Origin of the sequence: Desulfofustis glycolicus DSM 9705 (assembly GCF_900130015.1) — a bacterium.
GTDB classification, from domain to species: Bacteria; Desulfobacterota; Desulfobulbia; order Desulfobulbales; family Desulfocapsaceae; genus Desulfofustis; species Desulfofustis glycolicus.
The window spans coordinates 78277-104474 of record NZ_FQXS01000020.1 but is presented as its reverse complement, the minus strand read 5'-3'; the positions used below and the strand labels follow the sequence as shown (position 1 = coordinate 104474).

Sequence of the window (26198 nt, the reverse complement as noted above, 5' to 3'; positions counted from 1 at the left end):
CCCGGACTTTTTTTTCAACCAGTCGAGCTCCACCTTCAGCTTGCCAATCTCGCTGTACAACAGTTCAGGTTCTCGATGTGCCGCGATCGGTGTAGGACCTCGCTTTCCTTCAAAGAGCGTTTTTGCCTGCTCTTGAAGTTCCTTCTTCCAATGCCCAACCGTAATAGGGTGGACCCCAAATTCTTGCCCTATCTCGTTGAGCGTTTTTATCCCTCGCAATGCCTCCAGAGCTACCTTGGCCTTGAACTCGGGAGTATGGAACTTTCTCTTCTTTCCTTCACTCATCTTTTCCTGTTCCTCGGGATTGCGTCTAGCTTAAACTACTGTCTTAAAACTGGGGTCCACTATAGTCTGCACTCATGAATGAAAATGATTTGCAGAAAAGCATCTCTGAGTTCGGCTGGAAAGGACCTCTGGTGCTCATGATGCTGATGGCCGGTGCTATCGTGATCTCTCCTTTGCCCAGCGCTCCCATCGCCCTTGCCTCCGGCGCACTCTACGGCCACACCTGGGGAACGGTTTATGTTGCCGCGGGGGCTGTTGCCGGAGCACTGATCGCCTTTTCCCTGGCCAGGGAACTTGGCAGGGCAAAGGCGCAAAAATGGCTGGGCGAACGTCTATCCATGCGGCTTCCCTCCTCGCAAAACGGTCTTATGCTCGCGATTTTCATCTTCCGGCTCGTTCCTTTCATATCGTTTGACATTGTCAGTTACGCCGCAGGACTGACTGATATCTCCTGGTGGCGATTCAGCCTGGCAACTGTGGCCGGAGTGATCCCAGTCAGTTTCCTTCTAGCCCATTTCGGTAAAGAAATGGTTGGGGGAGGTACTCGCCAGACGGTAATCACCGTCCTGGTTCTCGGATTGCTCACCGCCATTCCTGTAATTCTTGCAAAGAGAAGGAAGAAGCGCAAGCCATGATATCTTCGTGATGAGTTGCCGCTGGGTAATCGCTCCGAGGCGAGGTCTGACCAGGCAGCGGCAAAGACCGTGTCACGGTCAGGCCCCCTGTCTGAATGATGATCAAGAATAACTAAAGCATAGCATTGATATGCAGCTATTCCTTACCTTGCCTTTAGCCCGGTGTCGGAACCTATGGCTTCTGCATCAATTGGTGCTGTTGAGCGAGCATGCTTTGCATAACCTCCTGCATTACCATCATCTTTTTCTCCATCTGTTTGAGGCGAGGATTTGCTGCAGCAGCAGACGGACCTCCCATCATACCGCTGCTGCCCATCATGTTTTCCATCATTGCCATCTTTCTTTCCATCATCGCCATGCGATCATTCATGGACATTGCGCTTGTATCCTGCGGGGTCATGATGCTGTTATGCTCATTTGCTTCATGGCCCTGCATCATCTGCATGTGCTGTTGCATGAGGTCTTCTCTGGCTGCAGGATTAACTGCCTGTTGCACCTTCTGTCGCAGTTGCTCCAAGTCCTCAACTGTTTTTTCTAAGAGTCGCCGGAGCGGATGATGCGGTTTTCATGGGCAGGATATCCGATTCCTGCCGGAGTTTTTTGGCGTGATACAAGTGCTGGTCAGCCTGCTGCAGTAGCAGACTCGCTGCATGTTCATCGGCAGCTGATTCGCACGAGGCACAGCCGAACTGACGGTAATTCTACCGCCGGGCTGGCCGAAAAGTTTTGCGGTGCGATATCGATCAAATCCGTGCAAGAACCCGAATATGCCTCCAAGCAGCGTGAAATAAAGGGCCATCGCCATAGGATGCGCATCGAATGCCGCGGGTAGCGAAACGGCTGATGATGAGGAATTCGGAAGAGTTCGGGAATAAATGAACCGCAGATTGGATGCCAGAAAATCAGAAAGAATGAGCGTAATGGTGCTGACTGTAATTCCGCCCCTGTAGAAAGTAGGAAAATCATGGGGCAATAAATCCACGATGCTGCTGCAGAATCTGCTTTTCCCCAGTCCTTGGGGGCGGCATGATTTGTGTGCCTGAGGTCTCATTGTAAATCCAGGCATCCTTTTTATAGTTATCATAAAGACACACCCTGAGCTTGTCAGCAGGAAAGGCGGCAATTGCTGAAATCAACGACAGGAGAAATTTATGGCTGAACGACAGGAGAAAAACGGCAGCGTTGTCGATCCGGTCTGCGGCATGCGCACCGAAGATCCCGACAGCTGGGTGGCCCACGAGCATCAGGGCGAGAGCTACTATTTCTGCAGTGAGCACTGCCGGGATGCCTTTGCCGGTAATCCCCGGCAGTATCTGCAGCACGGAAAAAAAACTATGGGTGAGGATACCCCCTCTGACAAGCGGCAATACACCTGTCCCATGCATCCCGAGGTGGTGCGGGATGCACCGGGAAGCTGTCCCAAGTGCGGCATGGCCCTTGAGCCCAAGGCCATCGCCGCCGAGGAAGAAGGAAATCCGGAATATGAATATATGCGCAAGCGGTTCTGGGTTGCGGCCTTTCTGACTCTTCCCGTCGTACTGGTCGCCATGCGGCACTATTTCGGGCTCGGTTTTCTCGAGGAGGTGGCTTCGCCAAAACAGCTGCACTGGGCCGAATTAATCCTGTCGACGCCCGTGGTCCTCTGGTCGGGTTGGATATTTTACGAGCGGGCCTGGCAGTCGGTGATAAACAGGAATCTTAACATGTTTACCCTGATCGGCATGGGAACGGCCGTGGCCTATGTCTACAGTGTCATCGGGGTATTGTTGCCCGGCATTTTCCCCGCATCCTTTCGTATGGAAGGCGGCACGGTCGGGGTCTATTTCGAAGCAGCCGCCGTCATTGTCACGCTGGTTCTGCTGGGCCAGATGCTGGAGCTTCAGGCCCGCAGCCGGACCGGTGCAGCTATCCGGGCTCTGTTGGGCCTAGCGCCTAAAACCGCCAGGCTCATGCGGGAGGACGGTACGGAGGAGGATGTGCCTCTTGACCAGGTGCAGAAGGGCGACCTGCTGAGGATACGTCCCGGTGAAAAGGTCCCGGTAGATGGCGAAGTACTGGAAGGGGAGAGCAATGTCGACGAGTCGATGATCTCCGGCGAGCCTATGCCTGTTGCCAAATCGCCCGGAGAAAAGGTCGTGGGAGCCACGGTCAACGGGACGGGGGGGCTGATCATGAGAGCCGAGAAGGTAGGCGCAGAGACGCTGCTCTCCCAGATCGTTCACATGGTGGCGGAGGCGCAACGCAGCCGGGCGCCCATCCAGAAACTGGCTGACACGGTAGCCGGTTATTTCGTCCCGGCCGTGGTGCTGATCGCAGTAATCGCCTTCATAATCTGGGCTTTCTTCGGCCCAGAGCCGCGTTTGGCATTTGCCCTGATCACGGCGGTCTCCGTGCTTATCATCGCCTGTCCCTGCGCCTTGGGACTGGCCACGCCGATGTCGATCATGGTGGCCACCGGCAAGGGCGCCACCATGGGCGTACTGTTCAAGGATGCCGAATCCATTGAAATAATGCGCAAGGTCGACACCCTCGTGGTGGACAAGACCGGCACCCTGACGGAAGGAAAACCCCGCCTAACCGACGTTTATTCCCTCGAAGGCTTTACGGACGACGAGGTACTCAGATTTGCGGCCAGCGTCGAGATGTCCAGTGAGCATCCACTGGCCTCGGCCATTGTTACCGGCACCCGCGAGCGTGGCCTTGCCGTCGAGTCCGCCAGTGAGTTTCAGTCCTTCACCGGCCGCGGCGTTTCAGGCTCTTACCAAGGTCGCGCCATTCTTGTCGGCACCAGGTTGCTCTTCGAGGAAAATAGCGTCGATCCTTCCCCCATGACGAAAAAGGCAAATGAATTCAGGTCAGAGGCCAAGACCGCCATGTTCATTGCCGTGGATGGCCAACCGGCCGGACTGGTGGCAGTGGCCGATCCGATCAAGGAGTCGACCTTCGAGGCCGTCTCCAGTCTGCACGAAGACGGCATCAAGATCATCATGCTTACCGGTGATAACAAAAACACGGCAGAGGCGGTGGCCGGCAAACTGAACATAGATCGTTTCGTCGCCGAAGTGCTTCCCGAAGACAAGGTCAAGGTGGTCAAGGAACTCCAGGAGGAGGGCCGGGTGGTGGCCATGGCCGGTGACGGCATCAATGACGCCCCGGCGCTGGCCCAGGCCCAGGTAGGCATCGCCATGGGCACTGGAACCGACGTGGCCATGGAATCGGCCCGGGTGACGCTGGTCAAGGGAGATCTCAGGGCCATTGCCAAATCAAGGATGCTTTCCCGGGCAACCATGCGCAACATCAAGCAGAACCTCTTTTTCGCCTTTATCTATAATGGGATCGGCGTGCCCATCGCTGCCGGAGTGCTCTATCCGGTCTTCGGCATCTTGCTCTCGCCGATGATCGCGGCCGCGGCCATGAGTCTTTCTTCGGTATCCGTGATCGCTAACGCCCTTCGGCTTAAAAATGTCAGAACCTAGAGAAGAGCGGCAGCAGCAGCCTTAATGCCGATCTGAGTTTTCGGCGCCAAGTCGTATCTGGACGCAAATCGCCTTGATTGATCTGTATAGGTCTTTCACAAAAGAGATAGATGCTCACGAGGCTTGGAAAATACCTTCTCCTGGAACGGCTGGGACGCGGAGGCATGAGCGAAGTCCATAGGGCAAAAAACCTGCTTGATGGCGGTATTGTCGCCCTGAAGCTCTTGCTTCCCCGGGATGAAATCTTCATCGATCTCGTCGGGGAGAAGAAACTGCGGGACATCTTCTTTGCAGAAGCACGCACAATGGCAGGTCTTCAACACGAATGTATTGCCGGAATCATCGAGTCCGGTGAGATTGACGATATTTTGTATATCGCGCTGGAATATGTTCCCCGTTCCCTCGGCTCGATCATCGGAGATTCCACCAGGATCGAGGTGACGCGGATTCTTGGTACCAGCCTTACTTGCGACTATCTCCGCCAGACTCTGTGCTGCCTGGATGCGGTGCATGGTGCTGGCCTGGTTCACCGGGACATAAAACCCGACAACCTGATGATCACCGAGCGCGACCAGGTCAAACTGATCGATTTCGGTCTCTGCAAAACGGCAGGAAATGAGGAGATGGTCATACCGGGGATGCAGATCGGCTCACCCTTCTACACTGCTCCCGAACAGGAGCACGATCCTGCGGCAGCCGACGAGAGGGCCGATCTTTTCAGCGCCGGCGTTATTGCCTATCGTCTGCTTACGGGCAGGCTCATAAATCACCGGCAGGGTAAAATTGCTGCCGCCAGCAGGTTTAACGCAGATCTGACCAAGCAGTGGGACCAATTCCTGTTCAAGGGCGTCCACAAAGAAAGAAGCAAACGCTTCCAATCGGCACGTGCGATGCGGCTGCACCTTGAGGATATATGCCGCTCTGTCTGAGACAGCAGTAAGAGTGGTGGATACCTTGGCAGAACTTACAAAACAGCTACAACCGCCGTCGCATCGTCCCGTGTCCCGGCGCGCACAGCCAGTTTAAGAAGGCGGTCGACTTGATCGGAGGCATCTCCGGAGGTGTTAAGAAGATTGCCTATCTCAGTTTCTCCCACATACCTGTAAACGCCATCGGTGCACAGCAGAAGGAGATCGCCGGTGACAATGGAAAAAGCTCCGCTTTCAGGCACAGCTTCGGCGCAGCCGACGCATTGATCGAGCACATGCGCCATGGGATGTTCCGCAGCCTGTTGCGGCGTCAAGGTACCGTCGTCGATGAAATCCTGCAAAAAAGACTGGTCTTTGGTGATCTGCTGCATTTTCCCGTCTCTAAAGAGGTAGAGCCTGCTATCGCCCACGTGCACCCAGAAAACTTCGCTGGCCCGGATAAGGGCGGCGGTAATGGTGGCGCCCATACCAGTCAGCTCGGTATTTCTTTCCACCCTTTTCAGGATGCTCGCTTCGGCGCTCGCTACGGCAGCAATGAGAAAAGATAGGGGATCGGAGATATCTTCTTCTCTAGCGCTAAGGCTCTTGAGAATATCTTCTGCGGCAATATCGCCGGCGGGATGACCGCCCATGCCATCGCTGACGGCAAGCAGCGTGGAGTCCCCGATTGTCTGGACAAGAAAACGATCTTCGTTACGCCTCCTGCCAACCCCCTTTCGCGATCCGCCGGCAGCGTCAATAGTTAAGTGTTGTTCTTTCATGACCATTTCTTGGTTCGGTACTACCGGAATCTGATTTCATTGCTGCTGCACGACTAGTTTGGTGCGGAAGCCGACAGTATCGAATCCTTCCCATGGCTGTCTTCGTACCGGCGGCTTATCCTCTCGAGCCAGTTGTCCATCCATAACCCCGGAGGCATAGGCGTTTGATGTTAGTCCGGTATCTTCGTCACTGTTTTCGGCCTCTATCCGCACCCATTCTTTCGAACCCCACCCGAAGCTCTGCACAGATCGATACTCGCTCTCCCCCTCACCCGGCAAAGTTGATGATGCCTGCATATGGGGCATTCCACCAGATTGGTCAACGGCGTGATTATCTGCCTGATTTACGGTTACATCTGACGAGTGATACCGATAGGCAGAGCGCCACTCCTCGCCGGACAGTAACGATTTGCCATAGATAGCCGCGTACCGGGAGGCGCCGTGATACGTTACGCGCACCACCGGGTCGGTACCTTTACTCTGATCACTAAGATGGAAGGTGTTGTGCAGATAGATAATGGGGGTCTCGTCGGGCGAGCTGCCGATATAGAAAATGATTTGTTCGTCGAGACGGACAACACCGTTATTGACCGTCACTGCATCGCCAAGATGGTTGAGAAATTCGACGAAAAGAAAATTTGATATCTTTTCCTCGTCGACGTAAAAAAGTGGCCTCTCCTCGGGTCCGCCGGGTATTCCGGTAAGTACCATCCTGCTGCCGTCCCTGCCGAACATGGTTGGTGGCGCTATTTCGCCGGAATCAAGTTCGACGATCTGCGGTTCATATCCGCTGCTTTCCTGATGAACAGACGGCGACAAACTTGGCCCGCTGACAAATTTCGGCCGGTCCATCAGGTGATATGCGGTCATCCCTGCAACGACGATGATGGCAATAGCGGCGGTTGTCCATCCGATCAGGGGGAAATAATCGGATCGCACCGGCTTTTTTGACATTTTCCCCCCGGCCGGCAGAATCGGAGTTGTTCCCTCAAAGACGGCCAGGGTTTCATGGATACCACTCCTGAACTCTTGTACTGACTGATAGCGCTCTTCCGGTTTTTCGTTTGTGGCTTCGAGCAGGACGGCATTGAGTGCCTTCAAAAAGCTGTTGGCGGGGTTGTCGAGGGAAACGGCGGTGAACGGGAGTGTGTTCTCCGTGAGAGTCCCCCGAGCTGCTTCATACAGGATCTTTCCCAGAGCATATATGTCCGTTCTGAAATCGGCGTTCTTGAAATCGGCGCATTGCTCGGGTGACATGTAGGCAAGGGTGCCGAGCATCTCCACGGAACAGGTGAGCGCTTTCATCCGGTAAGACCGGGATAGGCCGAAGTCGGCGATCTTCGGTACTTCGCCGTCGAGAAAAATGTTTTCCGGCTTCAGATCCCGGTGCACGATGCTATGCGTGTGCAGAACCTCGACCCCGTTGAGCAGCGGCAGAAAATATTTGGATATCCAGGTGGCCAGCAGTTCCGAGTCGTCATCCAGACCATCTTCATCCATGGTGAAGCGCAGGGTGTTGCCCGGGATGTATTCCATGGCGATATAGGCCGTATGGAATCCCCCGGCGGCCTCGGCATTCGGTATCTCGCCGTAGTCGTAGATTGTCAGCACATTGGGATGGCGAACCTGGGCCATTGCCTGAACTTCGCGCTGGAACCGTCCGAAGGCTATATTCAGTTCCTCAGGGTCATCCTCGATAGCGGCCAGGACCTCTTGTGAAATGATCTTGATGGCAACGTCGCGGTTCAGGTTCGTCTGGTGAGCACGATACACCTCCCCCATGGCACCTTTGCCGATCAATTCAATGATTATCCATTTATCTTCGAGCACCGTGCCCGGCTTGAATATGGAGGTAGATGGTTCGCTCATCGCTGAATTCCCGCCTGACTGTCGTCAAAGGTAAAAGCAGTGCTAGGAGGAGTCATGGCGAGAAGAATGGTCGCTCCCACTTCCGGATACCGGATGGCCGGATGGCCGACTGTCTCGCAGATGGTGCAGAATCTCCTCAAAGCCCCGTCCTCAAGCATTCACGGAATGACTGGCAAAAGAGCCAAAGCACCTATCACTGTTGAAGAAAAGTTGATCCAGCAGCAGTACCCATCATAGGGCTATGCCTTCACATAATAATTGCGCATCATACCCATATCTTCATGTTCCAGGTTGTGACAGTGGTAGAGAAACATTCCCGGGTAGTCGGAAAAATTCACCAATACCCGGGCTCGTTCACCGGGCATAAGCAAGACCGTATCTTTCCATCCTTCATCCACATAGCCGTCATGAAAGACGCCGGCACGCTCAATAACGCGAAACTGTTTGCCATGCAGGTGAATGGGGTGAGGCATGCTCATCATCCCACCCCCGGTGTTGTTGAATTCCCATATCTCCGCCGTATCCAAGCCGACGATCTCGTCGTCAGCCACCTCCTCCATCTGAAACACCCGGCCGTTGATAGTCCACTGCATATGCCGCATCGTGAGATAAAATCGCCGTGGGTTCTGATAATTCACAGCGTCTCGAGGTCTGGCAGGCCCGATCTCGGAGAGTTTGTCCGGGAGACGGTAGGTTGTTTGTACGGGTTGCGTCACATTCACCCCGAATACGGAAAAGGCCGCACCATTTGGTAAAAGCAGGTTTTGGCCCATCCTGCCGCCCATCATCATGCCGTGGCCCATCCGTCCTCCATCCATGCCGCCGGTTTCAAATGGAAGGCTTACTAAAGATGTCTTATAGCCGACCGGATTATCACTGAAATCTGCCCAGATCTCCAACCGTTCCCCGGGGCTTAAAAAAACATACCGACGCTGGACCGCTTTTTCCAGCAACCCGCCGTCTGTGCCAATGACGGTCAGCGGGCGGCCGTCTTCCCATGCCAGCTTATAAATGCGCGAATTGGAGCCATTCAGCAAACGCAGGCGATAGGCACCGGTCGATACCGGCAGGGTAAAATCCGGCATGCCGTTTGTCATGATCATATCCCCCAAAAACCCGGTCATCCGCTCCATTCTGTTTCCCGACAGATAGACAAGCTGATTATCCTGCTCAAAGGTCCGGTCCTGAATCACCAGCGGTACATCATATTCGCCATCGGGTAAGCCAACGGCCTGTTCTTCCGCGTCTGATACAAGGAAAAGGCCCGCCAGACCGCCGTACACCTGAGGGCCGGTTCTCCCGTGCGGGTGCGGATGGTACCAATAGGTTCCGGCCCTGTTCTTTACTTCGAACTCGTACAGGTAAGATTGGCCCTGCGGAATGACATAGCGCGGGTGGCCGTCCATTATCGCAGGCACATGAAGACCGTGCCAGTGCACGATAGACACTTCAGGGATGGCATTGTTGAAGCGAATCCGTATTTTTTCACCCTGATTGACCTTGATGATCGGACCAAGATAGCTCCGTGGCATTTCAACAATCCGTGCGCGGTCGCCTTTATGCACCGTCGCATGGTAGCGCCAGACACCGGTGGAGCTTCCCGGAAAGATTGCAACTTCATCGGGGCGCGCCGAAAGGGAGATGTCGAGGTCGGGCTCAAAGTCCGTATCCGGAGTTTGCGCTGCCGCCAAGAGATCGAGCCCCGGCCAGAGGCCGCCCGCCAGCATGCCCAGCGTCCCATACCCGGTCAGTTTCAAAAAGTGCCGTCTGGAATGATCACTATCTCTGTTTATGCCGGTATTCTTGTCTTTCATCGCAAGCCTCCCGTAGGGCTATTCGAGTATCTCTTTTTTCATGGATTCAAACTCATCCTTGCTGATTTCTCCTCTGGCGTAGCGCTGTTTAAGAATTTCCATTGCCTGCGAACCTGTGCCGGCATCGAAACGATCTCTTCCGCCCCTGCCTTGAACCAGCCAGCGAACCAGGAAGACGATTCCAGCGATTACTAAGACCCAGAACAGTAGCATGAATATCATACCGAACCACCCCATTCCCCAGTCACCCATCATCCCCCCCCACATGTGCCCAGTCCTATATCCACCGGATTGAGCGAAGGCGGGACTCAATAAGATATTGTTCAAAAACCAAATCGTGACAACCCCTAACGACAACCTGCTAAAAAGAATTCTCATGACCATATCTTTCTCCTCTATGGTAACTCACGCTGAGACGGCTATACGCCATCACCGTCCATTATCCTCCACAACCATTCCCGCAGTCTGGCCCGCGGCGGTGGCGGCCTCTGTCTTGGAGGGCTGTGCAGAGAGCCTAAAAGCAGCTATTGCGGCAATCGTCACTGCTATTATACTCTTGGTATTACGCCTCATTTTCCGCTTCTACCCTGTTTTGTCTACAGCGACTGTTCGTCATTTCAAAAGCGGCCGCTTCCTGAAAGTCGCGTGGCTTTTTGCATAATAATCAAGCAAACATCATGCCAGGACCCTGGCAGTCGGTCTACATGTGAGTCTATCGGGTCGTAGTATTAAGAACTTGGAGGATGAATTTTGTTCAATGGAATAAATCGCTCCACCGTATGCGGGCCGGAATGTGTATAGAAAATACCCACATCAGCCCCGACTTGTACGACACGGTGGGACAAAATTAAACAGCCTTCGGGAAAGGTGAGACCTTTATACAAGATTCTTGAACACCATACGGGGACACAAAATCGTATCCTGCCTGCCCTGGCGGATACAGGTGCCATACACGCCGCCCATGGTTATATATAACCACAGGTCGGTTATGACCAAGGCATCACTGGCAGTTTAAAGACAGCCGGCAAAGCTACCATCATTGCAGGGTGGTATGTCCGAAAGACTATTCCATAAAATTATGCTTGGCTGTCCTGTCTTCTAAGTTTTTCGCTCGGGGTGGCATGGTCTCTGCATATAGAGAAATGGAACCACTGCGCATGCTCGAAAATTTGCCAATGATAGTAATGGGGAGATGAGAGGAAACGACGGATAGCAAGATTGGACTTCCACGGTCAACGGATACTTGTCGGCGTGTGAGCGATGCGTGAGATCGTGGTGGTACCATTCAACGTAAGAAGCAGAATCTCTGATACCGGGACGGTATATCACAAGGTCGTGCCACCTCCTTGAGGAGCAGGCAGGTATCAAATTCGGGAAACAAAATATGGAGGAAATGATGACTTATTATTACAGCAAGACGATTGGAACAGGATTCGATGAAGCCGTTGCCAGAATAAAACAGGCACTGAATGAAGAAGGTTTCGGTATTTTGATGGAAATCGACGTCAAAGGCACCATGAAGGAAAAACTGGACGTTGACTTCAGAAATTATCGAATTCTGGGCGCCTGTAACCCTTCTTTTGCCTACAAGGCGCTCCAGGCGGAGGACAAAGTCGGTACGATGTTGCCCTGCAATGTCATCGTTCAGGAAGCTGCCGATGGTGACGTTGAGATTGCGGCCATCAACCCGATCGCATCAATGCAAGCGATAGATAACCCTGAACTGCTTGAGATAGCCGAGACGATAGGGCAGAAGCTGAAAATGGTTATCCAGAATGCATGACAGGCAGAACGTGGAGAATGGTTTGAATTGAGTTCTCTACGATGATTGGCCGGGACATGAAATACGCCTACGCCGGTGGCGACGGCGGCGTGCCACTGGCTTCATTATCCGGCCGTAGATCTCTCTTTTGGTCGTGATGGCCGTCTGGATGACGAAAACATTTATCTCACTACAAAACCATGGGCGAGAACAGTTCTTCCAACTACAAAAAAGATAGCCTGAAGCTTTGGGGCGCGGTCTCCATGGGCACGGGCGTGATGATCGGCGCTGGCATTTTCGCGCTGACCGGGCAAATCGCCGAGCTGGCAGGCACATGGTTTCCATTGGCTTTTTTCATCGCCGCGATCATCGCAGGCTTCAGCGCTTATTCCTACGTAAAGATGGCACAGACCTATCCGTCGGCGGGCGGTATCGCCATGTTTCTCAAAAAGGCCTACGGCAAGAGCCTGATGACAGGCGCCTGCGCTCTGCTCATGTATTTTTCCATGATCATCAACGAGAGCTTGGTGGCTCGCACCTTCGGCACCTATACCTTGCAGTTGTTTGACGCCGAGCAAGCCGACTGGCTTGTGCCCGCGCTTGGGGTCGGCCTACTCGTTTTCGCCTTCGGCATCAATCTGCTGAAGAATAAATACATCCAGTCTTTTTCCTTTTTTACCGCTTTCTTGAAGATCGCCGGGCTTGTTGTGCTTGCGGCCGGCGGTCTGTGGGCTTCAGGCTTGGAGTTTGAGAGCGTGAGCGCCGCACCCGAGCAGGTCGGTGTCGCCGGTTTCCTTGGGGCGGTAGCTTTAGGCATTCTGGGATACAAAGGCTTCACCACCATCACCAACAGCGGTGGCGAGTTGAAGGATCCGAAGAAAAACGTCGGTCGCGCGATCATTGTTTCCATAGCCATCTGCACCGTCCTCTATGTGCTCATCGCTCTGGCCGTGGGTGCCAACCTGTCGATCGAGGAAATCGTCAGGGCGAAGGACTATTCTCTGGCCGAGGCCTCGCGCCCGGCCTTTGGACAATACGGGCTCTGGTTCACGGTCGGCTTCGCCATCATCGCCACGGTCTCGGGCGTGATCGCCAGTGTCTTCGCCGTCTCGCGGATGCTGGCCATGCTCACCACCATGCAGCTCGTGCCGCACCGTCATTTCAAGTTACCCGGCGGGCTGCAAACACACACGCTGATCTATACAGTCGCCATCGCCATCGTCCTAACCATCTTCTTCGACCTCAGCCGCATCGCTTCGCTTGGCGCGATTTTCTACATCATCATGGACATCGGTATCCACTGGGGCGTGTTTAGGCATCTACGGGACGAAATCGGCGCTAAAGCGCCTATTCTGATCACGGCTATCATGCTCGACGTGGTGGTGCTCAGCGCCTTTATTTGGGTCAAGATACAGTCCGACATGCTCGTCATCTGGGCCTCGCTCATCGGCTTGATTCTCGTTTTCGCAGGTGAGAAGTTTTTCCTCAAAGTGCACAAATCCGACGAGGACGATCCAAACTATAACGATCCTCAAGTGGCATCTTCATGATCTCGCGATGCGATAGGCAACGGCTGGAAAGCCCGCCTTAGCTTCCCCCAGCAATTCTCCTGAAACAGTTTATCAATCCACGACGACCTATCTTCGTTCAATCGTCCTTTGAGTCGATTTTATTGTATTATTTTGATGCGATGCACAAATAGCCGTCTTTTACGACATAAGTGGACATCAACCTTTATGTTTTTTCCTCTTGTTTCCGATCGGTTGGAAAGAGCCCCTAGAGCGACCGGAGGCCGTGCGGGGCCTACTAATGCTCGGCTGTGCACGACGGCAGTATGCTTCTCCAGACCGGACTGGTGGTACGGGTAATCCTCAAAGGCACAGTTCTTCAAGATGTGTCTGCATCGCAGTGGCCGACTGAAAGCGGTGCGTTCTTTCTTTGCGGACGCCTTTGAGTAAAAAGTGCTCCCAATCACTCGTTAGCTCAGGACGGTACATGCGGGGGGACGCTGTGTTTTCCCGCCGGTGGTAAACGAGCCTGACCGTGAGCAAGCGATATCAGGAGCAGATTAGGTGCCGATCCTCTTGATCATGTACCCCCTTCATGAGCGATCCTCGGTTGGCCGATGGAGAAGCTCAGGTAATGTCTCATCATCAGGATTGATTTCCTTTTCTTTTCTCCTGCTCGATTGATTCTTTGTCGAATCGCTTGTGATTAGATGGTTTCTTTGGTTTGCTTCCGGCGTTGCGGCGGCGTAAGTATACACCCACCGACGCGAAAAGGATCAACAGGGCAACGCCGCTGATAATCGTGGCGGTTTGGGCATCCATTTACTCCTCCTGATTTTGTCCGGTGCCGAACCTGGGAATGAACATAGGCACCTTTTGCCTGTATTCACGGTATGCGGCGCCGAATTTTTCGAGCATCTGGCGTTCTTCCTTGCGGGCCAGTATGGTGTAGGCGACGACGATGATCGGAAAAGCCGCCACAGAAAAAAGCGTTGGCCAGTGCACAACCCCTTCTCCAAAGACAATAAGAAACAACCCGGTATATTGCGGATGGCGCACACGGGAATATATCCCATCGGTCATAAGTTTCTCCTCCTTGCGGGCACGGTGAATTCTCCGCCATCCCTCCACGACGAATGTTGCCCCGGAAAAGACGATGGTGTAGCCGATGCCCATGGCGACTAGATGCGCCATGGGCGTACCGAAAGTCTGAGCCCACAGATTTCCTCCCGCCCCCGAGTGAATATCGAGGCCGAAAAATCTGGTCAGAAAATAGATGGTCAGCGGGAAGCCGTACATCTCGGCATAAAAAGCGATGATGAAGGCCTGAAGGACTCCGGCCCGGGACCATTCCTTCCAACTTTGCGGCGCCAGATAGCGATACATCAGCCACGAAACGATGACGGTGACAATAGCGGCCAATCCCCACATTCCAACATGCATGTTGTCAGCCCTCCTCCTGAAATGAAATTTTTACCACCAGGCAGGTATAGACAGACCTGCCCGGGGAAAATAAAAACCCGCCTCAGGAAAACTGCACCAGATCATGCATTTCGACACTGCTTTCTACCGGGTCGGGAAGTGCGGCCGGTATAAGGCTGAGGCGCTATTGTTTCAACAGCTGCATTTTTTCCTGAAACTCTTCGGTGGTAATTTCACCTTTGGCATACCTGGTCTTGAGCAGCAGTACCACGTCAACGGCTTCGACTCTGTCAGCGGTACCGCTCTGTCTGATATAGTAGGCAAGCGAGATGATCAGCAGACATACCGAAAGGATGGCAAGGGCGGGGTAGATGAGTAGCGTGACGTCTTTCTTGGCAATTCTGAAAAAAACAACGAGCGATTCTATCAGCAGTGCGGTGACGACCACGATCAGAAATTTGGTGAATTGCCACCTGAACTCTCTCAGATCCTTTTTGGCGCCCCGCCAGGAGATTTCTTCGAAAATGATGCCTGCCAGGTCAAATACCGCAAGAGCAACTGTGATCAGCCATATGGCATTGAAAATTTCGTCGACCGCATCAACTACCTGGAACGAATTCAGGATATGACCAATGGCAAGATGAATCAGGTGCAGAGACAGAACCACCAGAATGAGCGAGAGGGCCAGCTGAATGAGATTTGCGCATGTTCGGGGGATGACGGAGGGGTGCATGGTCACTCCTCGGAAAGGCTCTTTTTCATATCTTCGTATTCCTGCCTGGTGATCTCACCGCGCGCATAGCGTTTTTTCAGGATGTTCACTGGGTCATCCTCTTCGTCTTCGGGAGGGTCTTTTTTTTGTTGTGTCAAATAGATACCGGCAATAACAAAGAACAGTATCAGGACGATGAGATAGATCCAGGCGCCAATTCCCATTTGATGCATGTGCCACCCCATAAATCTTCTCCTCAGATGGATAGTGCTCAGGGGCGTATCGAGCCTTTCCGGCAAGCAGCCCCGGAAGCCCCGTCGGCCGAGCTTTAAGGTTGAAAAACCGCTGCTGCCTTAAGACAAGTGTAGTACCGAGAAACACATTATCAAGAGAAAGAGATTCAATCCCTTATATTTCTGTAGAAACGGTCGGTGCAGTTGCTCCTGTTGTTCGGCATGGAAGAACACGAGGTCTTGTTGCTTTCGTCGTTCCACATGATTAGCTTTTTTATTGTGCTGGAGGAAAGGATCTGCATTTCACGAATAGTACGTAACAGACATAGAGGGGACGCAGTCTGTCGCCAAAGGCGTGTGAGCCCTGCGGGGGATTCGGTGCGCGGGATTTCGGTCGGGAATCGAGAGGAATTAAGGAACCAATAAATGGGAGGCTACTATGTTGAACATCTTTGTTGTCACAATTTTTTCGTCTCTGGTAGTTTTTGCCTCCCCGGTGTGGGCGGTAGATGCGCACCATCCGGAAGAAACGGCAGCTTCTGCTACTGTGGAGACGCAAGACAAGGGCCTTGAACAAGATGAAAAAACGGTCCAGAACCTGAAGCAACTCCGGCAGGAGCTCCTCCAGGCTGAGAATCCTTCAGCCCGAGAAAACCTCATGCAACAGCACATGCAGATGATGCAGGATGCTATGAAGCACATGAGCATGATGGGAAATGACGCCATGATGGCCCAGCAAGATACCAGTTCCATGCCCATGGATGAGCGTATGGCCATGATGGAAAGAAAGATGGCTATGATGGAAAAGGTGATGGGCAGCGGCACCGGAATGATGGGCGGCGGCACCGGAATGATGGGCGGCGGCACCGGAATGATGGGCGGTGGCACCGGAATGATGGGCGGCGGCACCGGAATGATGGGCGGCGGCACCGGAATGATGGGCGGCGGCACCGGAATGATGGGTGGCTCTTCTGATGCAGCGGCCGCTCGTATCGAGCAGATGGAGAAGAAGATGCAGTTGATGCAAGAAGTTATGCAAAGCATGCTCACCCAGCAGCAGTTGATGCAGAAGCCATAAGATCCCGATATCGGGTAAAAGGGAAACGCGCCGATTTGGCCGCAGATCCAAGCTCCTTTTTCCTCTGCCGGTGTACCTTAGGCAGTGGAGGCCACGTCGGCTCGTCCCTTGACGCAGCAATATGCGAATGATCGTCGGTCTGACGGTAGCGGTGGTTGCTTCGGTCGTCTATTTCCTTGCCACGGTGAGTCTGGCCGAATGGCCGCGCCTGGAAAGCCGATGCTGATATAATCGGTACCGCAGTCCCGATTACAACAAGAAGATTCGCCGAAACGGCGCCAATGCCGCCAGAACCAGCACGCACATTAACGTGGCGCTTGATTTCAGAATCGAAGAGGCCGCTGGCAAACAGGTCTGGGAGCAGGTCAGAACCCTGAACTGCCGCGGCGTCGGACAGTGCTGTGGCGAATTCTGGCACATCGGTTGCCGCGGTTGCCATGGACCTGTCGCCGGCCTTTATCACCTCGGACACCGCACATCTTCCCACTGCAACTACCGTCTTCGACCACTTCCATCTGATCAAGCTGTTCAATAAGGTATTTATGCCCTTAGGCATGAATGTGGCCGCTGCCCCATGGGAACCCCATGGGGAGCGGTCAACTTCCGACTGTGTACAATTGAGACAGCAAGGTGATGACTGGCTCAGCGAAACTGTCTCGATTTTAGGCACATTTGCGGCACGGTGTGCGTTGAAAAACGACGCAATACCTGCTCAATATGGCTGGCGTCAAGGAAACGTAGATGATACGCGCTATCTGTTCAGGCTGGCATGTCATGTGCATTAAGACAAAGTGAATGACAACCAAGCGGGCGGCAATGCCCGCCAGGTGGCGATTCGGACCGGCACGAAGTAACTCACCCGCTGCTGTACCGGGTGGCGAGAAGAAATAAGCAGGCAGTCAAGAACGCTCAGCATTGTAATCGGGACGATATCAGTCATCATTTCGATCCTGACTGGATGATTTGAGCCGGAGGGTTGAACAAAATGAACAGTCTACAAAAAAGCATGCAGTGGCTCTCCCGCCGATCCCTGAATCATATACTACTTGCCGGAGTGGTGTTGGCCGGCGGCTTCATCGTGGTGCAAAGGCATCAGGAACATGTCGTCGCCTTCCTGCCGTATCTCATTTTTCTCCTGTGTCCGCTCATGCATATTTTTATGCATGGAGGCCACGGCGCCCCCAACTCGCGGCATCAGGGGGAAAGGGAGGACGGCTGATGGCCGGTAAGACCGACTATACCAAAACGGTGCCGGCCTTGGTCCCCGGTCTGAAAAAACACACCTTTTATTCACCGGGGAAAACGTAGTGAGCGCGAAATGGCGTTGATGGTGGAGCGGTGGTCCTGCGTTCGGACATGCCGGTTTCGTTTTGACGACCACACTTACGGACAACAAGAGAGAAAAGTCATGGAGGTTACCCCATCTATATGATGGGTTACGAAATGAATCATACATACGGAAAAGATGCTTCACGGGGAAATGAATAAGTCGACTCCAACACACAATGCAGATGCCGAGCAGCGTCCGCGGGTGTGGGCTCAGCATCGGTCAGCGCGAGTCCGGCTGTTACTTGTCGCCCTGCTGGTTGTTGGGCTCAGCGGATTGCACTATCTGATCAGCCCAGAGCATATCTATTTGCACGTTATCTACCGAGAACTGTACTTCCTGCCGATTATTCTCGCCGGCTTCTGGTTCGGCCTGCGGGGGGGGGATCATGACTGCCCTCGGAGCAGCTCTCTTCTACCTGCCCTCGATAACGGGCAATCTCGACACGTTCAAGGCTCACGACCTGGGCAATGTGCTCCAGGTCATCCTCTTCTTTGTCGTCGGTCTATTGACCGGATGGCTTCGTGACCGGGAACTCCGCCAGCAGCGTCTCAGGGAACAGGAGTCGGAACTGGCCGCCATGGGTGCGGCGGCCGCCTGCATCGCCCACGATTTCAAGGCGCCGCTCGTCGCCATTGGCGGTTTCGTCCGTCTCGTACGCAAAACAATTTCGGACAACGAAGCCGCGGCCGCAAAACTGGACATCGTCATCCAACAGACACAGCGGCTGGAAGACATGGTTGCGGATATCCTGGTCTTTGCCCGGCCGCTGAAAATAACCCGTCGCCGGAACAGTCTGAACACTCTGTTAAGCAACACGGCCCTGCTTTGTGCCGAAAAGGCCGAGTCCTTCAATGTTGAACTGCGCCTCGAGTATTTTCGGGAGGAGTCGTACGGGGATTTCGACTTCGACCGGCTCCAGCAGGCGCTGATCAATCTGATCGGCAACGCCATCGAGGCATGCGGCAAAACCGGTGAGGTAACCGTCCGCGGTCGCCATTATTCAAACGGCGTCCTGATCGAGGTGGAGGATACAGGTGCGGGCATCCCCGCAGCCATAAAAGAGCGTATGTTCAAGCCATTTGTCTCCGGCAAGGAGAAGGGCACAGGCCTGGGATTGCCGATCGTACAGAAAATCGTTGCGGCCCACGGCGGCACCCTGACCTATTGCTCCGCTGAACACTCCGGCACCATTTTCACCCTCATGCTCCCGGGAGTTGATCCAGCCCCCGAGAAACCATAGCTGAAGCAAAAACATAAAGGTGGTTTAACGTGTGTAAACAAGAATCGCATTTTTTTACTTGAGAAGGGGCACCGATTTCTTGGACAGAATTTTGGCAAGATTTAGGTGGATTCTGGCAGTTTCAAATTGTTAGATGCAGCCAAAGCTCTAGCTTATTCCTGAGCGGTTATAATGCGGGGTGTCGGTTCGCTTCCCATTTCCCATTCTCGCCATCGAACTGGAAGTTCCGTTATCCATCCGTTTCCTGTGAGCAAAAGGAAATTGGTTCTAAATTGTTTACCCCAGCGGGAGCAGAAGCCAGTACGCTGTTTTAACCTGATCGAAACGGCGCTGAACAACAGGTGCGAGGAACTTGTTTCGGGGAGCGACCCGTAAGGCAGGTGGTAACCATTGTTATCGGAGTAACCAGTTTCGGTAACCTTCGTGAGGATCGATTGAGTAATCGTAATTGTTTGATCTCGTTTCGCTTGCGACCGTCTGTAACCACGGTAATCACGGTAACCAGACGTTAATGTTGTTTCACATGAGTTTGATAGGGACGTGGGTTCTAATCCTAAACACTCAATCGAATAGATAGGTTTGAGAGGTAACCAGTAACCACTTTTCGAGGTGGTACATTGAAACTGATAAGATGAGGGCATTGCAGGACATTCGATCACAATGTCGAACGTCAAATTGCTATATGGGGCCTCACTTTTTGAGTTATATCAGTGCAATAACCTAAATTCCCGCCGCCTCCACCATTTAAAAAAGACAAACCCGTCTCTCTGGGGTCATTCTCCGGGGTGACGGGTTTTCTTTTTCCCCTTGTTTCTAAAGGGTTTGCGCCCGTTTCACATCTTTCCAAAGCACCTCTTTGCACCATCGATTCTCCCCATCCTCCCGCCTTCCTTTCTCTGTTTGGCCCCTGATTCTCTGTTTTCTCCGGACCAAGTCCGAAGCGCGTCCGGAAAGCTACATCCTTGATTGATATGGGTTTGCGGCTCGTTGCCATTTTGGGCGGTTGTCTTAGGTCATCGTTCGATGCCGCAACCGGACGTTTTTTTCGAAATTGCCCGCCTCGGCCATGAAAAGAAGCGCGGTCAACTCCGGCTTCCTGCCCCCTAAAGAAGAAAAGCCGACGCTGATGGTCGGCTCTCTGGGGCGGTCTCCGGTCCGGTCGTCAGTCGGTGGCGAAGCCGAACTGGCGGCGCTGCTCGGCCCAGTCCTCCGGGAAGCTCTGGGTCAGCTTCGCCAACGAGAGCCCGTTGGGTTCCTCGCCGTTGATCAGGGCTTCGACGATGTCGGGGGCCAGGGTCGTCAGCTTGAGAATGCGGGCCACATACGAGCCATCGACGTCGAGGGTACGGGCAAGCTCGCTGATGGACTTGATCTGGCCGGATTCGAGGATGTCGGCCCAGGAAAAGGCCCTTGCCAGCGCCTGGAGGACGGCGGACTGCACTGGCTCCTGTGCCCCGGGGGCATCTCCATCCAGGGCCTGGGGAGCGATGACCGTCTTGCGACCGCGCATGCGCCGGATCAGCATCGGGATGTGGATCTGCAGGTTGCCGTTGTCGGCCACGGTAATGGTCGGCTTCATTTTCATCGGCTTGCCCTCCGTTCGGTGACTTCGCAGGCCAGACCAGCCAGCTCGGCGATGAGCGTTGTCAGCCCGTTGGTGCGCAGCTCCATATCGATTCCGGTCTCGCGGATCTCCACCTTATCCACCAGGAGGCGGATGAGCCGGTTTCGCTCCACCGGGAAAAGGTCCTCCCAGAAGCCCTCGACATTCTGGAAGGCCTCCGAAACGTCCTGTTCCGTGATGTTGTTCCCCCGGTAGGCTCTGCATCGCTCGCTCACGTGCGTCAGTTGTTTCGAGAGCTCGACCGCCTGGCGGTTGACGGTCGTGAGCATCTCGGCCTTGCCCGGCTGATCGCTGCCGGGTTTCATCAGTTCGAGTGCCTGCTCCCTCACCTGCGACAGCTCCATCTCGAGTTGGGCTTTCTGCTTGAACAGCCGCTCCCGCTCCGCCTGCTCGATGTCCCGGGCCGCGAAGTAAGTTTTGGCCACCAGCGTCGGTGTGCGGAACACCGCGCTCAACTGCTCGATCACCGCCTGCTCGATGTCCCCGGCGGGAATTCGTTTGAGGGGGCATCGGCTCACGGTCCGCTTGCTGTCCTTCTGGCAGATGTAATAGGTGTAGTGGCGGCCGTTCTTGCGGGCGTAGGTCGGTCCCATCGAGCAGCCGCAGTGGCCGCAGCGGATAACGCCTTTCAGCGGGGCGACCATTTTGGTTCTGGCCATGGACACCTTGACCGGTTTGTTGTCCTCCAGGATGGCCTGAACCTTGTCCCAGGTCGCCCGGTCGATGATCCCCTCGTGCTCGCCGGGGTAGCTGCGATCCTTGTGGGCGATCTCGCCGATATAGATCCGGTTGTTGAGCAGCCGGTAGATATGGGCGGTGTTCCATTCGGAGCCCTCGCGAACCTTACCTTTCTTGGTGGTCCAGGCCTTGGTGCGGTATCCCTGTTCGTTCAATTCCTGGCCCAGCTTTTTGGCCGATCCGATCTGGATGAAGCGGCGGAAAATGTATTGCACTGTCCTGGCTTCATCGGGGTTGACCAGCAGCTTCTTGTTATCCCGGTCGACATCGTATCCGAGAATGGGTACGCCGCCGCAGTATTTTCCCCGGCGCTTGGCTGCCGCCACCTTGTCCCGGATACGTTCGGCGATGACCTCCCGCTCGTACTGGGCGAAGGTAATCAGGATGCCGAGAAACATCCGGCCGGTGGGATCGGTGGTGCTGAAGTGCTGGGTGACCGAGACGAAGCTGACGCCCTTTTCGTTGAAGAGGTCGATCATCTTCATGAAGTCCAGTAGCGAGCGGGACAGGCGGTCGACCTTGTAGACCACGATCACATCAATCTTCCCGGCGTCGATGTCCGCCAGCAGTCGGCGCAGCCCCGGGCGCTCCATATTCCCACCGGAGAAACCACCATCGTCGTAGCGATCCGGCAGAGCCGTCCAGCCACGCATCCTCTGGGCCTCGATATAGTGTTCCGCCGACTCCCGTTGGGCATCCAGCGAGTTGAACTCCTGTTCGAGTCCTTCCTCGTGGCTCTTGCGGGTGTAGATGGCACAGCGCAGGGTTTTGTTTTTGCCCGGCGCGACATTGCTGTTATCAAGCATCCGAACCTCCCTCGGCTTTTCTGCCGTAAACCTTCTTCAGCCCGAAAAAGACCTTACCGTTCCAGCGCGTCCCGGTGATCTCCCTGGCCACCGCGCTGAGCGACCGGAAGGTGCGGCCTTCGAACTCGTAGCCATCGGCAAGGACGATCACCTCATAGCGCCGGTCGTTCCAGACCCGCACCAGTCTGGTTCCGGGCAGGATCGCCTCGTTAGATTTCCGCTCTTCTGGGATGCGTCGATTGACAGTGGCGACCGGGTCATCCTTGGCGGCCTGCTGGAGATGGACCTTGGCCTGCTCGGACAGTCCGCCGTAGAAAAGCTCCTGGATGCGATAGGCCAGCCGCTTGATGAGGAATTGCTTCTTGTACTGGGGCGGCTCTTCGCCGTAGAGGTCGAGCCATTTTTCCCGGAGCTGCTCCAGGGACATGGATTGCAGCAGAGCCATCTGCCGAAGGACCGAGTTTCGGGTTCGGTCCTGATTCTTGCCGCCCGTGGCGGCGTTCTGTAACTCATTCATTTTCAACTCCTTATTTTGGTTTCCGGACGAGTTGTCATGAATGAATGCTCTGTTCCGGCAATGAATCAAGTCCTTCTCCGAGCACAGGGGAAGAATCTTCGAAAACCTCTAACTCATTGCCCACAAATGCGTTTTTTGCCTTTCGGCGCAGGATCGCAGTGGCCAGAATGGAGGCGGCTGACTGGAGCCTCGCCTCACCCGACAGGCGGCCGGGTTTGCCGTTTTCGCCAAGCTCATCCGTCCCCGGTAAATCATTCATTTCCTGTACATCCAACATCGAACACCTCCGGTGGGACCGGGGGGCTGGATAGTGTGGATGCCAGAAAACGGCGGCGGTCGGGATGCACGTTCGATGGCACCCACAACCGCCTCAGCTCCGCCTCTGGTCGGTTATCTGGTTTCTAACTGCTCGTCCGGTTTCAAACCGGCATTCTTCAGGCCTTACCTACCGAGGGGCTCGTGGAAGTGTCGGAAATCAGGTGTGAGATTATTTCTTGACCTGATATGCATCAGGTTTATATTATTAGGATTTGCTGGCGCATTGCGCCTTTTTGTCTTTCAACAGAAATGGAGACGCCATGGGCAAAGCGAAGACGGATGAGATAACGCCGTTGCAGCGGAAAACGCTTGAAGCGATATGTCGTTTTGTCGATGCCAAGGGCTTCCCTCCAACGGTGAAGGAACTGAGCGAGATCTTTGAAATCAGCCCGGCGAGTGCCCACGACCGGATCAACCAACTGGTGCGCAAGGGATACCTGAAGCGAGAGGACGGGAAGTCTCGCGGCATTGCCGTCGCCCGCCGTCCCAGCGAGATGGCTGCCTCCCTGGTTTCAGTACCTGTAGTGGGTATGGTGGCGGCTGGCTGCCCCATCCTGGCTGAGGAGAACATCATCGGCCAAGTACTGGTCGAATCGAACGTCGTTCGTTCCGGTCAGCACTTCGCACTCCGTGCGGTGGGTGACAGCATGGTCGGTGCCGGTATCAACGATGGTGATTTGATCATCGTGCGGCAGCAGCCCATCGCCGAGGACGGAGACATCGTTGTCGCGCTGCTCAACAACGAGGCGACTGTCAAGCGCCTGAAAATCAAAGACGAGCTCATCGAATTGGTGCCCGAGAACCCGGAGGTAAGAAAGATCCGGATCAGGCCGGAGGATGATCTTCGCGTGTTGGGTAAGGTCGTTGCCGTTAGGCATAAACAAGGGAGGTAAGAAAAATGGGGAAGCCGAAACATCGAACCTTTAACGCAGAGCGGTTTTTGGATAAATTCCAAGGCTATGAGCCCATTCTCCGTAGTTTCGTTGAACTTTGGAATGGCCATCTGGAGCTTGATTCCGCATCGCTTGATGTTCCCCTCTTCAAAGAATTCCTCGTTAGTGGCGATGGCTATAGCAAGGATGATCTGCTTGAGAGTCTCTATATGGCTTATGACCTCTGTACAGAGCGAGGTCATGAAGACATCGTGGCAGCTTGTCAGGAATGCAATTATTCGCCGGAAGGAAACGGGGAGTTGCCGGTCGAGTGCCTGAGCCTTAAGGTCAGAACTGAAAATGAGGAGGCTTTTAATCTCGCATATGATCGGTATACCCTTTGGCGTGCAGAACGATTCACCATATTTCGCGGGAAGACTGCAGCAGCCATTGCAGACGTAGATACAGCTTCCGGAGTCTTTCAATCAAAACTTGCCGAGATTTTCAAAAATCATAAAAACAGTGACCGTGTTCTCGTCCGCTACTATCAAGAAGGAGCATACACTAATTTCATCATTTACCACGAGAAGCGGGTCAAAGCGGAACTGATATTCAAAGGAACCACTGCAAGTCCGAAAGTCTCCCCGACCATCCTACGTCCGGCCCAGCAAGATTTCATCAGCTATAACAACGAGACCGGCCAGATTGAAATTGAGGCTGCTGTTGAAAAAGAAGAGACGGCTCTCCGCAAGGCTTTTGCTGAGTGCTGCCTCAAAGACGAAGACTTTTTCGACTCGCCCGGATCAGCAGATAGACTAAACCTCGCCAGGATCGCGGAGGAGGACTTTGACATGCCGGTTGACGAAGATCATTCAGTCATCCTCGCCGAGATCCATTTCAACCTTCCGCAAGCGCCGTTCCCATCATTTATAGTGCGGTCCAGGAATGTGATGGAGACGCTTGAAAAGACTTACCTGCGTAAGCGTTTGGGGGGTGGCACGATCCGACGGGCCGTATTTAAAATCATGTTCCCCGATGACCTACGGGGAAAACGCATCGAATTGTCCGGCACCAACAAAATCAAGTTCAAACGGGCCACACATGCCGAAGACGTATTCCGATATCTGAAGAATTGGGGGATTGTCGTTGACTGAGGGGCTCCTCAACTTCATCTTTCAGCGTCTCGACCAAGTCGAGAGTCCTGTCTTTCTGCACGGGGAACTGGAGTGTTACCCAGAAGATGAGTTCCGTGTCCTTCGAGAGAAAGGAATCCTGAGGGAAACATCAAGAGCAACGGAGATTCCTCGACCGAAACGTTTTCCCCTAGGTGGCGATCTGATTGTCCGCCAGACCTCGAAGGGTATATTTGGGGTTGCTGATGAGGACAATTATTTCGATCCGATCCCGCTCACCGAGGACGACGTCCGGCAGTATGAACTCTCCCTTCCAAAACTCACGACAGTGATCCGCCAAGCGAATGGCATTGAAGGCAGCGGGTTTGCGAATCATCACGGCCTGATTCCTATGGGGCTTAAGACACTTGATAGCCTCGGGACGTTGGAAATTTTTCTTTCGATTCCAAACCTGGATGAAGATGATGTTATTGCTCGATGCAGGAGACTTGACCGAGAGCTTGATACCGTGGGGATTGTCATTTTAACCCCAGGCGGCATCGCACTTTCCCCAGAAATCCGCCAACAGATGAAACGACTTGGAATTATTATGGTCGCCATCACAACAAACTCTTCTTGTGCTTTCTTGCTGGATTGGCATGCCATTGCCAAGAAAGCGGATTTGCAAGTTGCACATTTCATTGGTCACGCTGGAGAGGCACTGCGGGAAGACGAATCGAGAGACGATTCTGTAAATACAATAACCGAAGAGGATAAGATCGTTCTCGAACGAAAAGAAATCGGCGAAAGAGTCCACTGGTTCGTGAACGGGGTGGACAAAGGACACATTTTTGTCCGCAATGAGTCCATCATCGCCAAGATCATGGAAATTCTTTACGATCAGATCGGCCACGGATGGGTACGGCATAAGACTTTTATGAATGCGTGTGCGTGGAAGAAAGATGAGTATTTTCCCGCTTCGGGAGACCCAGGCCGTATGCAACGACAACTGAATAATATCCGGAAAAAACTAGGTGTTGCTATAGACTTTCGCAAGGAGAAAGGCGTGCGTTTTCCCGAAAACATAGTCAAGTCCAAATAACAGTCCAAAGAAACTTTTCTTAAAAAATATTTCCGCGCAACCGAGGCCGCAGGTG

General features: G+C 53.9%; 27 protein-coding genes. 12 read left to right on the top strand and 15 right to left on the bottom strand.

Translation table 11 applies throughout. The features are described 5' to 3' along the window. A partial coding sequence (locus BUC26_RS15645; RefSeq protein WP_073377503.1) for an IS3 family transposase occupies positions 1-285 on the bottom strand: 285 nt, incomplete at its 3' end. Positions 286-359: 74 nt separating this feature from the next. Here BUC26_RS15645 and BUC26_RS15640 point away from each other — a divergent pair. Further along, positions 360-920 carry a TVP38/TMEM64 family protein gene (locus BUC26_RS15640; RefSeq protein WP_073377502.1) on the top strand — a complete coding sequence of 187 codons (561 nt, stop codon included), beginning with the start codon at positions 360-362 and terminating at the stop codon, positions 918-920. A 172-nt stretch (positions 921-1092) separates the two neighbouring features. Here the strand turns inward: BUC26_RS15640 and BUC26_RS15635 are convergent, their stop codons facing one another. Then, the gene (locus BUC26_RS15635; RefSeq protein ID WP_143166039.1) at positions 1093-1377 is read right to left on the bottom strand and encodes a hypothetical protein; all 285 of its coding nucleotides are present in this window, start codon (positions 1375-1377) and stop codon (positions 1093-1095) included. Positions 1378-2071: 694 nt separating this feature from the next. Here BUC26_RS15635 and BUC26_RS15630 point away from each other — a divergent pair. Beyond that, positions 2072-4396 (top strand): heavy metal translocating P-type ATPase, encoded by a 2325-nt coding sequence (locus BUC26_RS15630; protein WP_073377498.1) that lies wholly within the window; start codon positions 2072-2074, stop codon positions 4394-4396. 110 nt (positions 4397-4506) lie between these two features. Continuing rightward, on the top strand, positions 4507-5325 hold the full coding sequence (locus BUC26_RS15625; RefSeq protein WP_073377496.1) for a serine/threonine protein kinase: 819 nt from the start codon (positions 4507-4509) through the stop codon (positions 5323-5325). Between the two features lie 35 nt (positions 5326-5360). On the opposite strand, the gene BUC26_RS15620 is transcribed toward BUC26_RS15625, so the two are convergent. The 4 genes from BUC26_RS15620 to BUC26_RS23900 all read right to left on the bottom strand — a co-directional run bounded on the left by BUC26_RS15620 (position 5361) and on the right by BUC26_RS23900 (position 10153). After that, positions 5361-6086, bottom strand: a complete 726-nt coding sequence (locus BUC26_RS15620; RefSeq protein WP_161949868.1) for a PP2C family protein-serine/threonine phosphatase — start codon at positions 6084-6086, stop codon at positions 5361-5363. A gap of 36 nt (positions 6087-6122) precedes the next feature. Continuing rightward, positions 6123-7955: a serine/threonine-protein kinase gene (locus BUC26_RS15615; RefSeq protein ID WP_073377494.1), complete on the bottom strand. Its 1833-nt coding sequence runs from the start codon at positions 7953-7955 to the stop codon at positions 6123-6125. 239 nt (positions 7956-8194) lie between these two features. After that, positions 8195-9769: a multicopper oxidase family protein gene (locus tag BUC26_RS15605; protein WP_073377490.1), complete on the bottom strand. Its 1575-nt coding sequence runs from the start codon at positions 9767-9769 to the stop codon at positions 8195-8197. Positions 9770-9787: 18 nt separating this feature from the next. Beyond that, on the bottom strand, positions 9788-10153 hold the full coding sequence (locus BUC26_RS23900) for an SHOCT domain-containing protein (RefSeq protein WP_208609808.1): 366 nt from the start codon (positions 10151-10153) through the stop codon (positions 9788-9790). A 1012-nt stretch (positions 10154-11165) separates the two neighbouring features. On the opposite strand from BUC26_RS23900, the gene BUC26_RS15595 reads away from it, so the two are divergent. Then, on the top strand, positions 11166-11552 hold the full coding sequence (locus BUC26_RS15595) for a DUF302 domain-containing protein (RefSeq protein WP_073377507.1): 387 nt from the start codon (positions 11166-11168) through the stop codon (positions 11550-11552). A 179-nt stretch (positions 11553-11731) separates the two neighbouring features. Continuing rightward, positions 11732-13081 (top strand): APC family permease, encoded by a 1350-nt coding sequence (locus tag BUC26_RS15590; protein WP_073377488.1) that lies wholly within the window; start codon positions 11732-11734, stop codon positions 13079-13081. A gap of 603 nt (positions 13082-13684) precedes the next feature. On the opposite strand, the gene BUC26_RS23445 is transcribed toward BUC26_RS15590, so the two are convergent. From BUC26_RS23445 to BUC26_RS15575, 4 genes are all read right to left on the bottom strand, one after another. Further along, positions 13685-13861 carry a hypothetical protein gene (locus BUC26_RS23445; protein WP_153307087.1) on the bottom strand — a complete coding sequence of 59 codons (177 nt, stop codon included), beginning with the start codon at positions 13859-13861 and terminating at the stop codon, positions 13685-13687. Beyond that, positions 13862-14482 (bottom strand): methyltransferase family protein, encoded by a 621-nt coding sequence (locus BUC26_RS15585; RefSeq protein ID WP_073377486.1) that lies wholly within the window; start codon positions 14480-14482, stop codon positions 13862-13864. Positions 14483-14645: 163 nt separating this feature from the next. After that, positions 14646-15194 (bottom strand): SHOCT domain-containing protein, encoded by a 549-nt coding sequence (locus BUC26_RS15580; protein ID WP_073377484.1) that lies wholly within the window; start codon positions 15192-15194, stop codon positions 14646-14648. Between the two features lie 2 nt (positions 15195-15196). After that, positions 15197-15418 (bottom strand): SHOCT domain-containing protein, encoded by a 222-nt coding sequence (locus BUC26_RS15575; protein WP_073377482.1) that lies wholly within the window; start codon positions 15416-15418, stop codon positions 15197-15199. 427 nt (positions 15419-15845) lie between these two features. Between BUC26_RS15575 and BUC26_RS23800 the strand changes: the two genes are divergently transcribed. Then, positions 15846-16484: a hypothetical protein gene (locus tag BUC26_RS23800; RefSeq protein WP_073377480.1), complete on the top strand. Its 639-nt coding sequence runs from the start codon at positions 15846-15848 to the stop codon at positions 16482-16484. Here the strand turns inward: BUC26_RS23800 and BUC26_RS24170 are convergent. Then, complete coding sequence (locus tag BUC26_RS24170; protein WP_244155872.1) at positions 16453-16923, bottom strand: hypothetical protein; 471 nt, start codon at positions 16921-16923, stop codon at positions 16453-16455. The two genes, BUC26_RS23800 and BUC26_RS24170, sit on opposite strands and share 32 nt — an antisense overlap. Between BUC26_RS24170 and BUC26_RS15560 the strand changes: the two genes are divergently transcribed. From BUC26_RS15560 to BUC26_RS15550, 3 genes are all read left to right on the top strand, one after another. After that, complete coding sequence (locus BUC26_RS15560) at positions 16922-17269, top strand: transposase (RefSeq protein WP_073377471.1); 348 nt, start codon at positions 16922-16924, stop codon at positions 17267-17269. The two genes, BUC26_RS24170 and BUC26_RS15560, sit on opposite strands and share 2 nt — an antisense overlap. 200 nt (positions 17270-17469) lie before the next feature. Then, positions 17470-17703: a DUF2933 domain-containing protein gene (locus BUC26_RS15555; protein WP_073377470.1), complete on the top strand. Its 234-nt coding sequence runs from the start codon at positions 17470-17472 to the stop codon at positions 17701-17703. A gap of 496 nt (positions 17704-18199) precedes the next feature. Next, the gene (locus BUC26_RS15550) at positions 18200-19054 is read left to right on the top strand and encodes an ATP-binding protein (RefSeq protein WP_073377469.1); all 855 of its coding nucleotides are present in this window, start codon (positions 18200-18202) and stop codon (positions 19052-19054) included. A gap of 1162 nt (positions 19055-20216) precedes the next feature. On the opposite strand, the gene BUC26_RS15545 is transcribed toward BUC26_RS15550, so the two are convergent. The 4 genes from BUC26_RS15545 to BUC26_RS15530 are packed head-to-tail and all read right to left on the bottom strand — an operon-like array spanning position 20217 to position 23016. Further along, a complete protein-coding gene (locus tag BUC26_RS15545; protein ID WP_073377467.1) occupies positions 20217-20639 on the bottom strand; it encodes a hypothetical protein in 423 nt (140 codons plus the stop codon). Next, positions 20636-22222 carry a recombinase family protein gene (locus BUC26_RS15540; RefSeq protein WP_073377466.1) on the bottom strand — a complete coding sequence of 529 codons (1587 nt, stop codon included), beginning with the start codon at positions 22220-22222 and terminating at the stop codon, positions 20636-20638. The genes BUC26_RS15545 and BUC26_RS15540 overlap by 4 nt, the downstream gene beginning before the upstream one ends. Further along, positions 22215-22739 carry a DUF2924 domain-containing protein gene (locus BUC26_RS15535; protein ID WP_073377465.1) on the bottom strand — a complete coding sequence of 175 codons (525 nt, stop codon included), beginning with the start codon at positions 22737-22739 and terminating at the stop codon, positions 22215-22217. The genes BUC26_RS15540 and BUC26_RS15535 overlap by 8 nt, the downstream gene beginning before the upstream one ends. Before the next feature lie 34 nt (positions 22740-22773). Next, complete coding sequence (locus tag BUC26_RS15530) at positions 22774-23016, bottom strand: hypothetical protein (RefSeq protein ID WP_073377464.1); 243 nt, start codon at positions 23014-23016, stop codon at positions 22774-22776. Between the two features lie 301 nt (positions 23017-23317). On the opposite strand from BUC26_RS15530, the gene lexA reads away from it, so the two are divergent. The 3 genes from lexA to BUC26_RS15515 are packed head-to-tail and all read left to right on the top strand — an operon-like array spanning position 23318 to position 26143. After that, entirely contained in the window at positions 23318-23950 is a 633-nt protein-coding gene (gene lexA / locus BUC26_RS15525) for a transcriptional repressor LexA (RefSeq protein ID WP_073377462.1), read from the top strand. A gap of 5 nt (positions 23951-23955) precedes the next feature. Beyond that, complete coding sequence (locus BUC26_RS15520; RefSeq protein ID WP_073377461.1) at positions 23956-25083, top strand: hypothetical protein; 1128 nt, start codon at positions 23956-23958, stop codon at positions 25081-25083. Further along, the gene (locus BUC26_RS15515) at positions 25076-26143 is read left to right on the top strand and encodes a hypothetical protein (RefSeq protein ID WP_073377460.1); all 1068 of its coding nucleotides are present in this window, start codon (positions 25076-25078) and stop codon (positions 26141-26143) included. The genes BUC26_RS15520 and BUC26_RS15515 overlap by 8 nt, the downstream gene beginning before the upstream one ends. Positions 26144-26198 lie beyond the last annotated feature (55 nt).

What these genes read in the sequence shown, in the direction of transcription:
- BUC26_RS15560 (WP_073377471.1), top strand. Translation starts at nt 16,922, where the DNA reads ATGGACCTGTCGCCGGCCTTTATCACCTCGGACACCGCACATCTTCCC.
- BUC26_RS15530 (WP_073377464.1), bottom strand. Translation starts at nt 23,016, where the DNA reads ATGTTGGATGTACAGGAAATGAATGATTTACCGGGGACGGATGAGCTT.
- BUC26_RS24170 (WP_244155872.1), bottom strand. Translation starts at nt 16,923, where the DNA reads ATGGCAACCGCGGCAACCGATGTGCCAGAATTCGCCACAGCACTGTCC.
- BUC26_RS15630 (WP_073377498.1), top strand. Translation starts at nt 2,072, where the DNA reads ATGGCTGAACGACAGGAGAAAAACGGCAGCGTTGTCGATCCGGTCTGC.
- BUC26_RS15520 (WP_073377461.1), top strand. Translation starts at nt 23,956, where the DNA reads ATGGGGAAGCCGAAACATCGAACCTTTAACGCAGAGCGGTTTTTGGAT.
- BUC26_RS15540 (WP_073377466.1), bottom strand. Translation starts at nt 22,222, where the DNA reads ATGCTTGATAACAGCAATGTCGCGCCGGGCAAAAACAAAACCCTGCGC.
- BUC26_RS15640 (WP_073377502.1), top strand. Translation starts at nt 360, where the DNA reads ATGAATGAAAATGATTTGCAGAAAAGCATCTCTGAGTTCGGCTGGAAA.
- BUC26_RS15555 (WP_073377470.1), top strand. Translation starts at nt 17,470, where the DNA reads ATGAACAGTCTACAAAAAAGCATGCAGTGGCTCTCCCGCCGATCCCTG.
- BUC26_RS15590 (WP_073377488.1), top strand. Translation starts at nt 11,732, where the DNA reads ATGGGCGAGAACAGTTCTTCCAACTACAAAAAAGATAGCCTGAAGCTT.
- lexA (WP_073377462.1), top strand. Translation starts at nt 23,318, where the DNA reads ATGGGCAAAGCGAAGACGGATGAGATAACGCCGTTGCAGCGGAAAACG.
- BUC26_RS15535 (WP_073377465.1), bottom strand. Translation starts at nt 22,739, where the DNA reads ATGAATGAGTTACAGAACGCCGCCACGGGCGGCAAGAATCAGGACCGA.
- BUC26_RS15620 (WP_161949868.1), bottom strand. Translation starts at nt 6,086, where the DNA reads ATGAAAGAACAACACTTAACTATTGACGCTGCCGGCGGATCGCGAAAG.
- BUC26_RS15575 (WP_073377482.1), bottom strand. Translation starts at nt 15,418, where the DNA reads ATGGGGTGGCACATGCATCAAATGGGAATTGGCGCCTGGATCTATCTC.
- BUC26_RS15635 (WP_143166039.1), bottom strand. Translation starts at nt 1,377, where the DNA reads ATGCAACAGCACATGCAGATGATGCAGGGCCATGAAGCAAATGAGCAT.
- BUC26_RS15545 (WP_073377467.1), bottom strand. Translation starts at nt 20,639, where the DNA reads ATGAAAATGAAGCCGACCATTACCGTGGCCGACAACGGCAACCTGCAG.
- BUC26_RS23445 (WP_153307087.1), bottom strand. Translation starts at nt 13,861, where the DNA reads ATGGATGCCCAAACCGCCACGATTATCAGCGGCGTTGCCCTGTTGATC.
- BUC26_RS15595 (WP_073377507.1), top strand. Translation starts at nt 11,166, where the DNA reads ATGACTTATTATTACAGCAAGACGATTGGAACAGGATTCGATGAAGCC.
- BUC26_RS15580 (WP_073377484.1), bottom strand. Translation starts at nt 15,194, where the DNA reads ATGCACCCCTCCGTCATCCCCCGAACATGCGCAAATCTCATTCAGCTG.
- BUC26_RS15615 (WP_073377494.1), bottom strand. Translation starts at nt 7,955, where the DNA reads ATGAGCGAACCATCTACCTCCATATTCAAGCCGGGCACGGTGCTCGAA.
- BUC26_RS15605 (WP_073377490.1), bottom strand. Translation starts at nt 9,769, where the DNA reads ATGAAAGACAAGAATACCGGCATAAACAGAGATAGTGATCATTCCAGA.
- BUC26_RS15625 (WP_073377496.1), top strand. Translation starts at nt 4,507, where the DNA reads ATGCTCACGAGGCTTGGAAAATACCTTCTCCTGGAACGGCTGGGACGC.
- BUC26_RS23800 (WP_073377480.1), top strand. Translation starts at nt 15,846, where the DNA reads ATGTTGAACATCTTTGTTGTCACAATTTTTTCGTCTCTGGTAGTTTTT.
- BUC26_RS15585 (WP_073377486.1), bottom strand. Translation starts at nt 14,482, where the DNA reads ATGCATGTTGGAATGTGGGGATTGGCCGCTATTGTCACCGTCATCGTT.
- BUC26_RS15550 (WP_073377469.1), top strand. Translation starts at nt 18,200, where the DNA reads ATGACTGCCCTCGGAGCAGCTCTCTTCTACCTGCCCTCGATAACGGGC.
- BUC26_RS23900 (WP_208609808.1), bottom strand. Translation starts at nt 10,153, where the DNA reads ATGGTCATGAGAATTCTTTTTAGCAGGTTGTCGTTAGGGGTTGTCACG.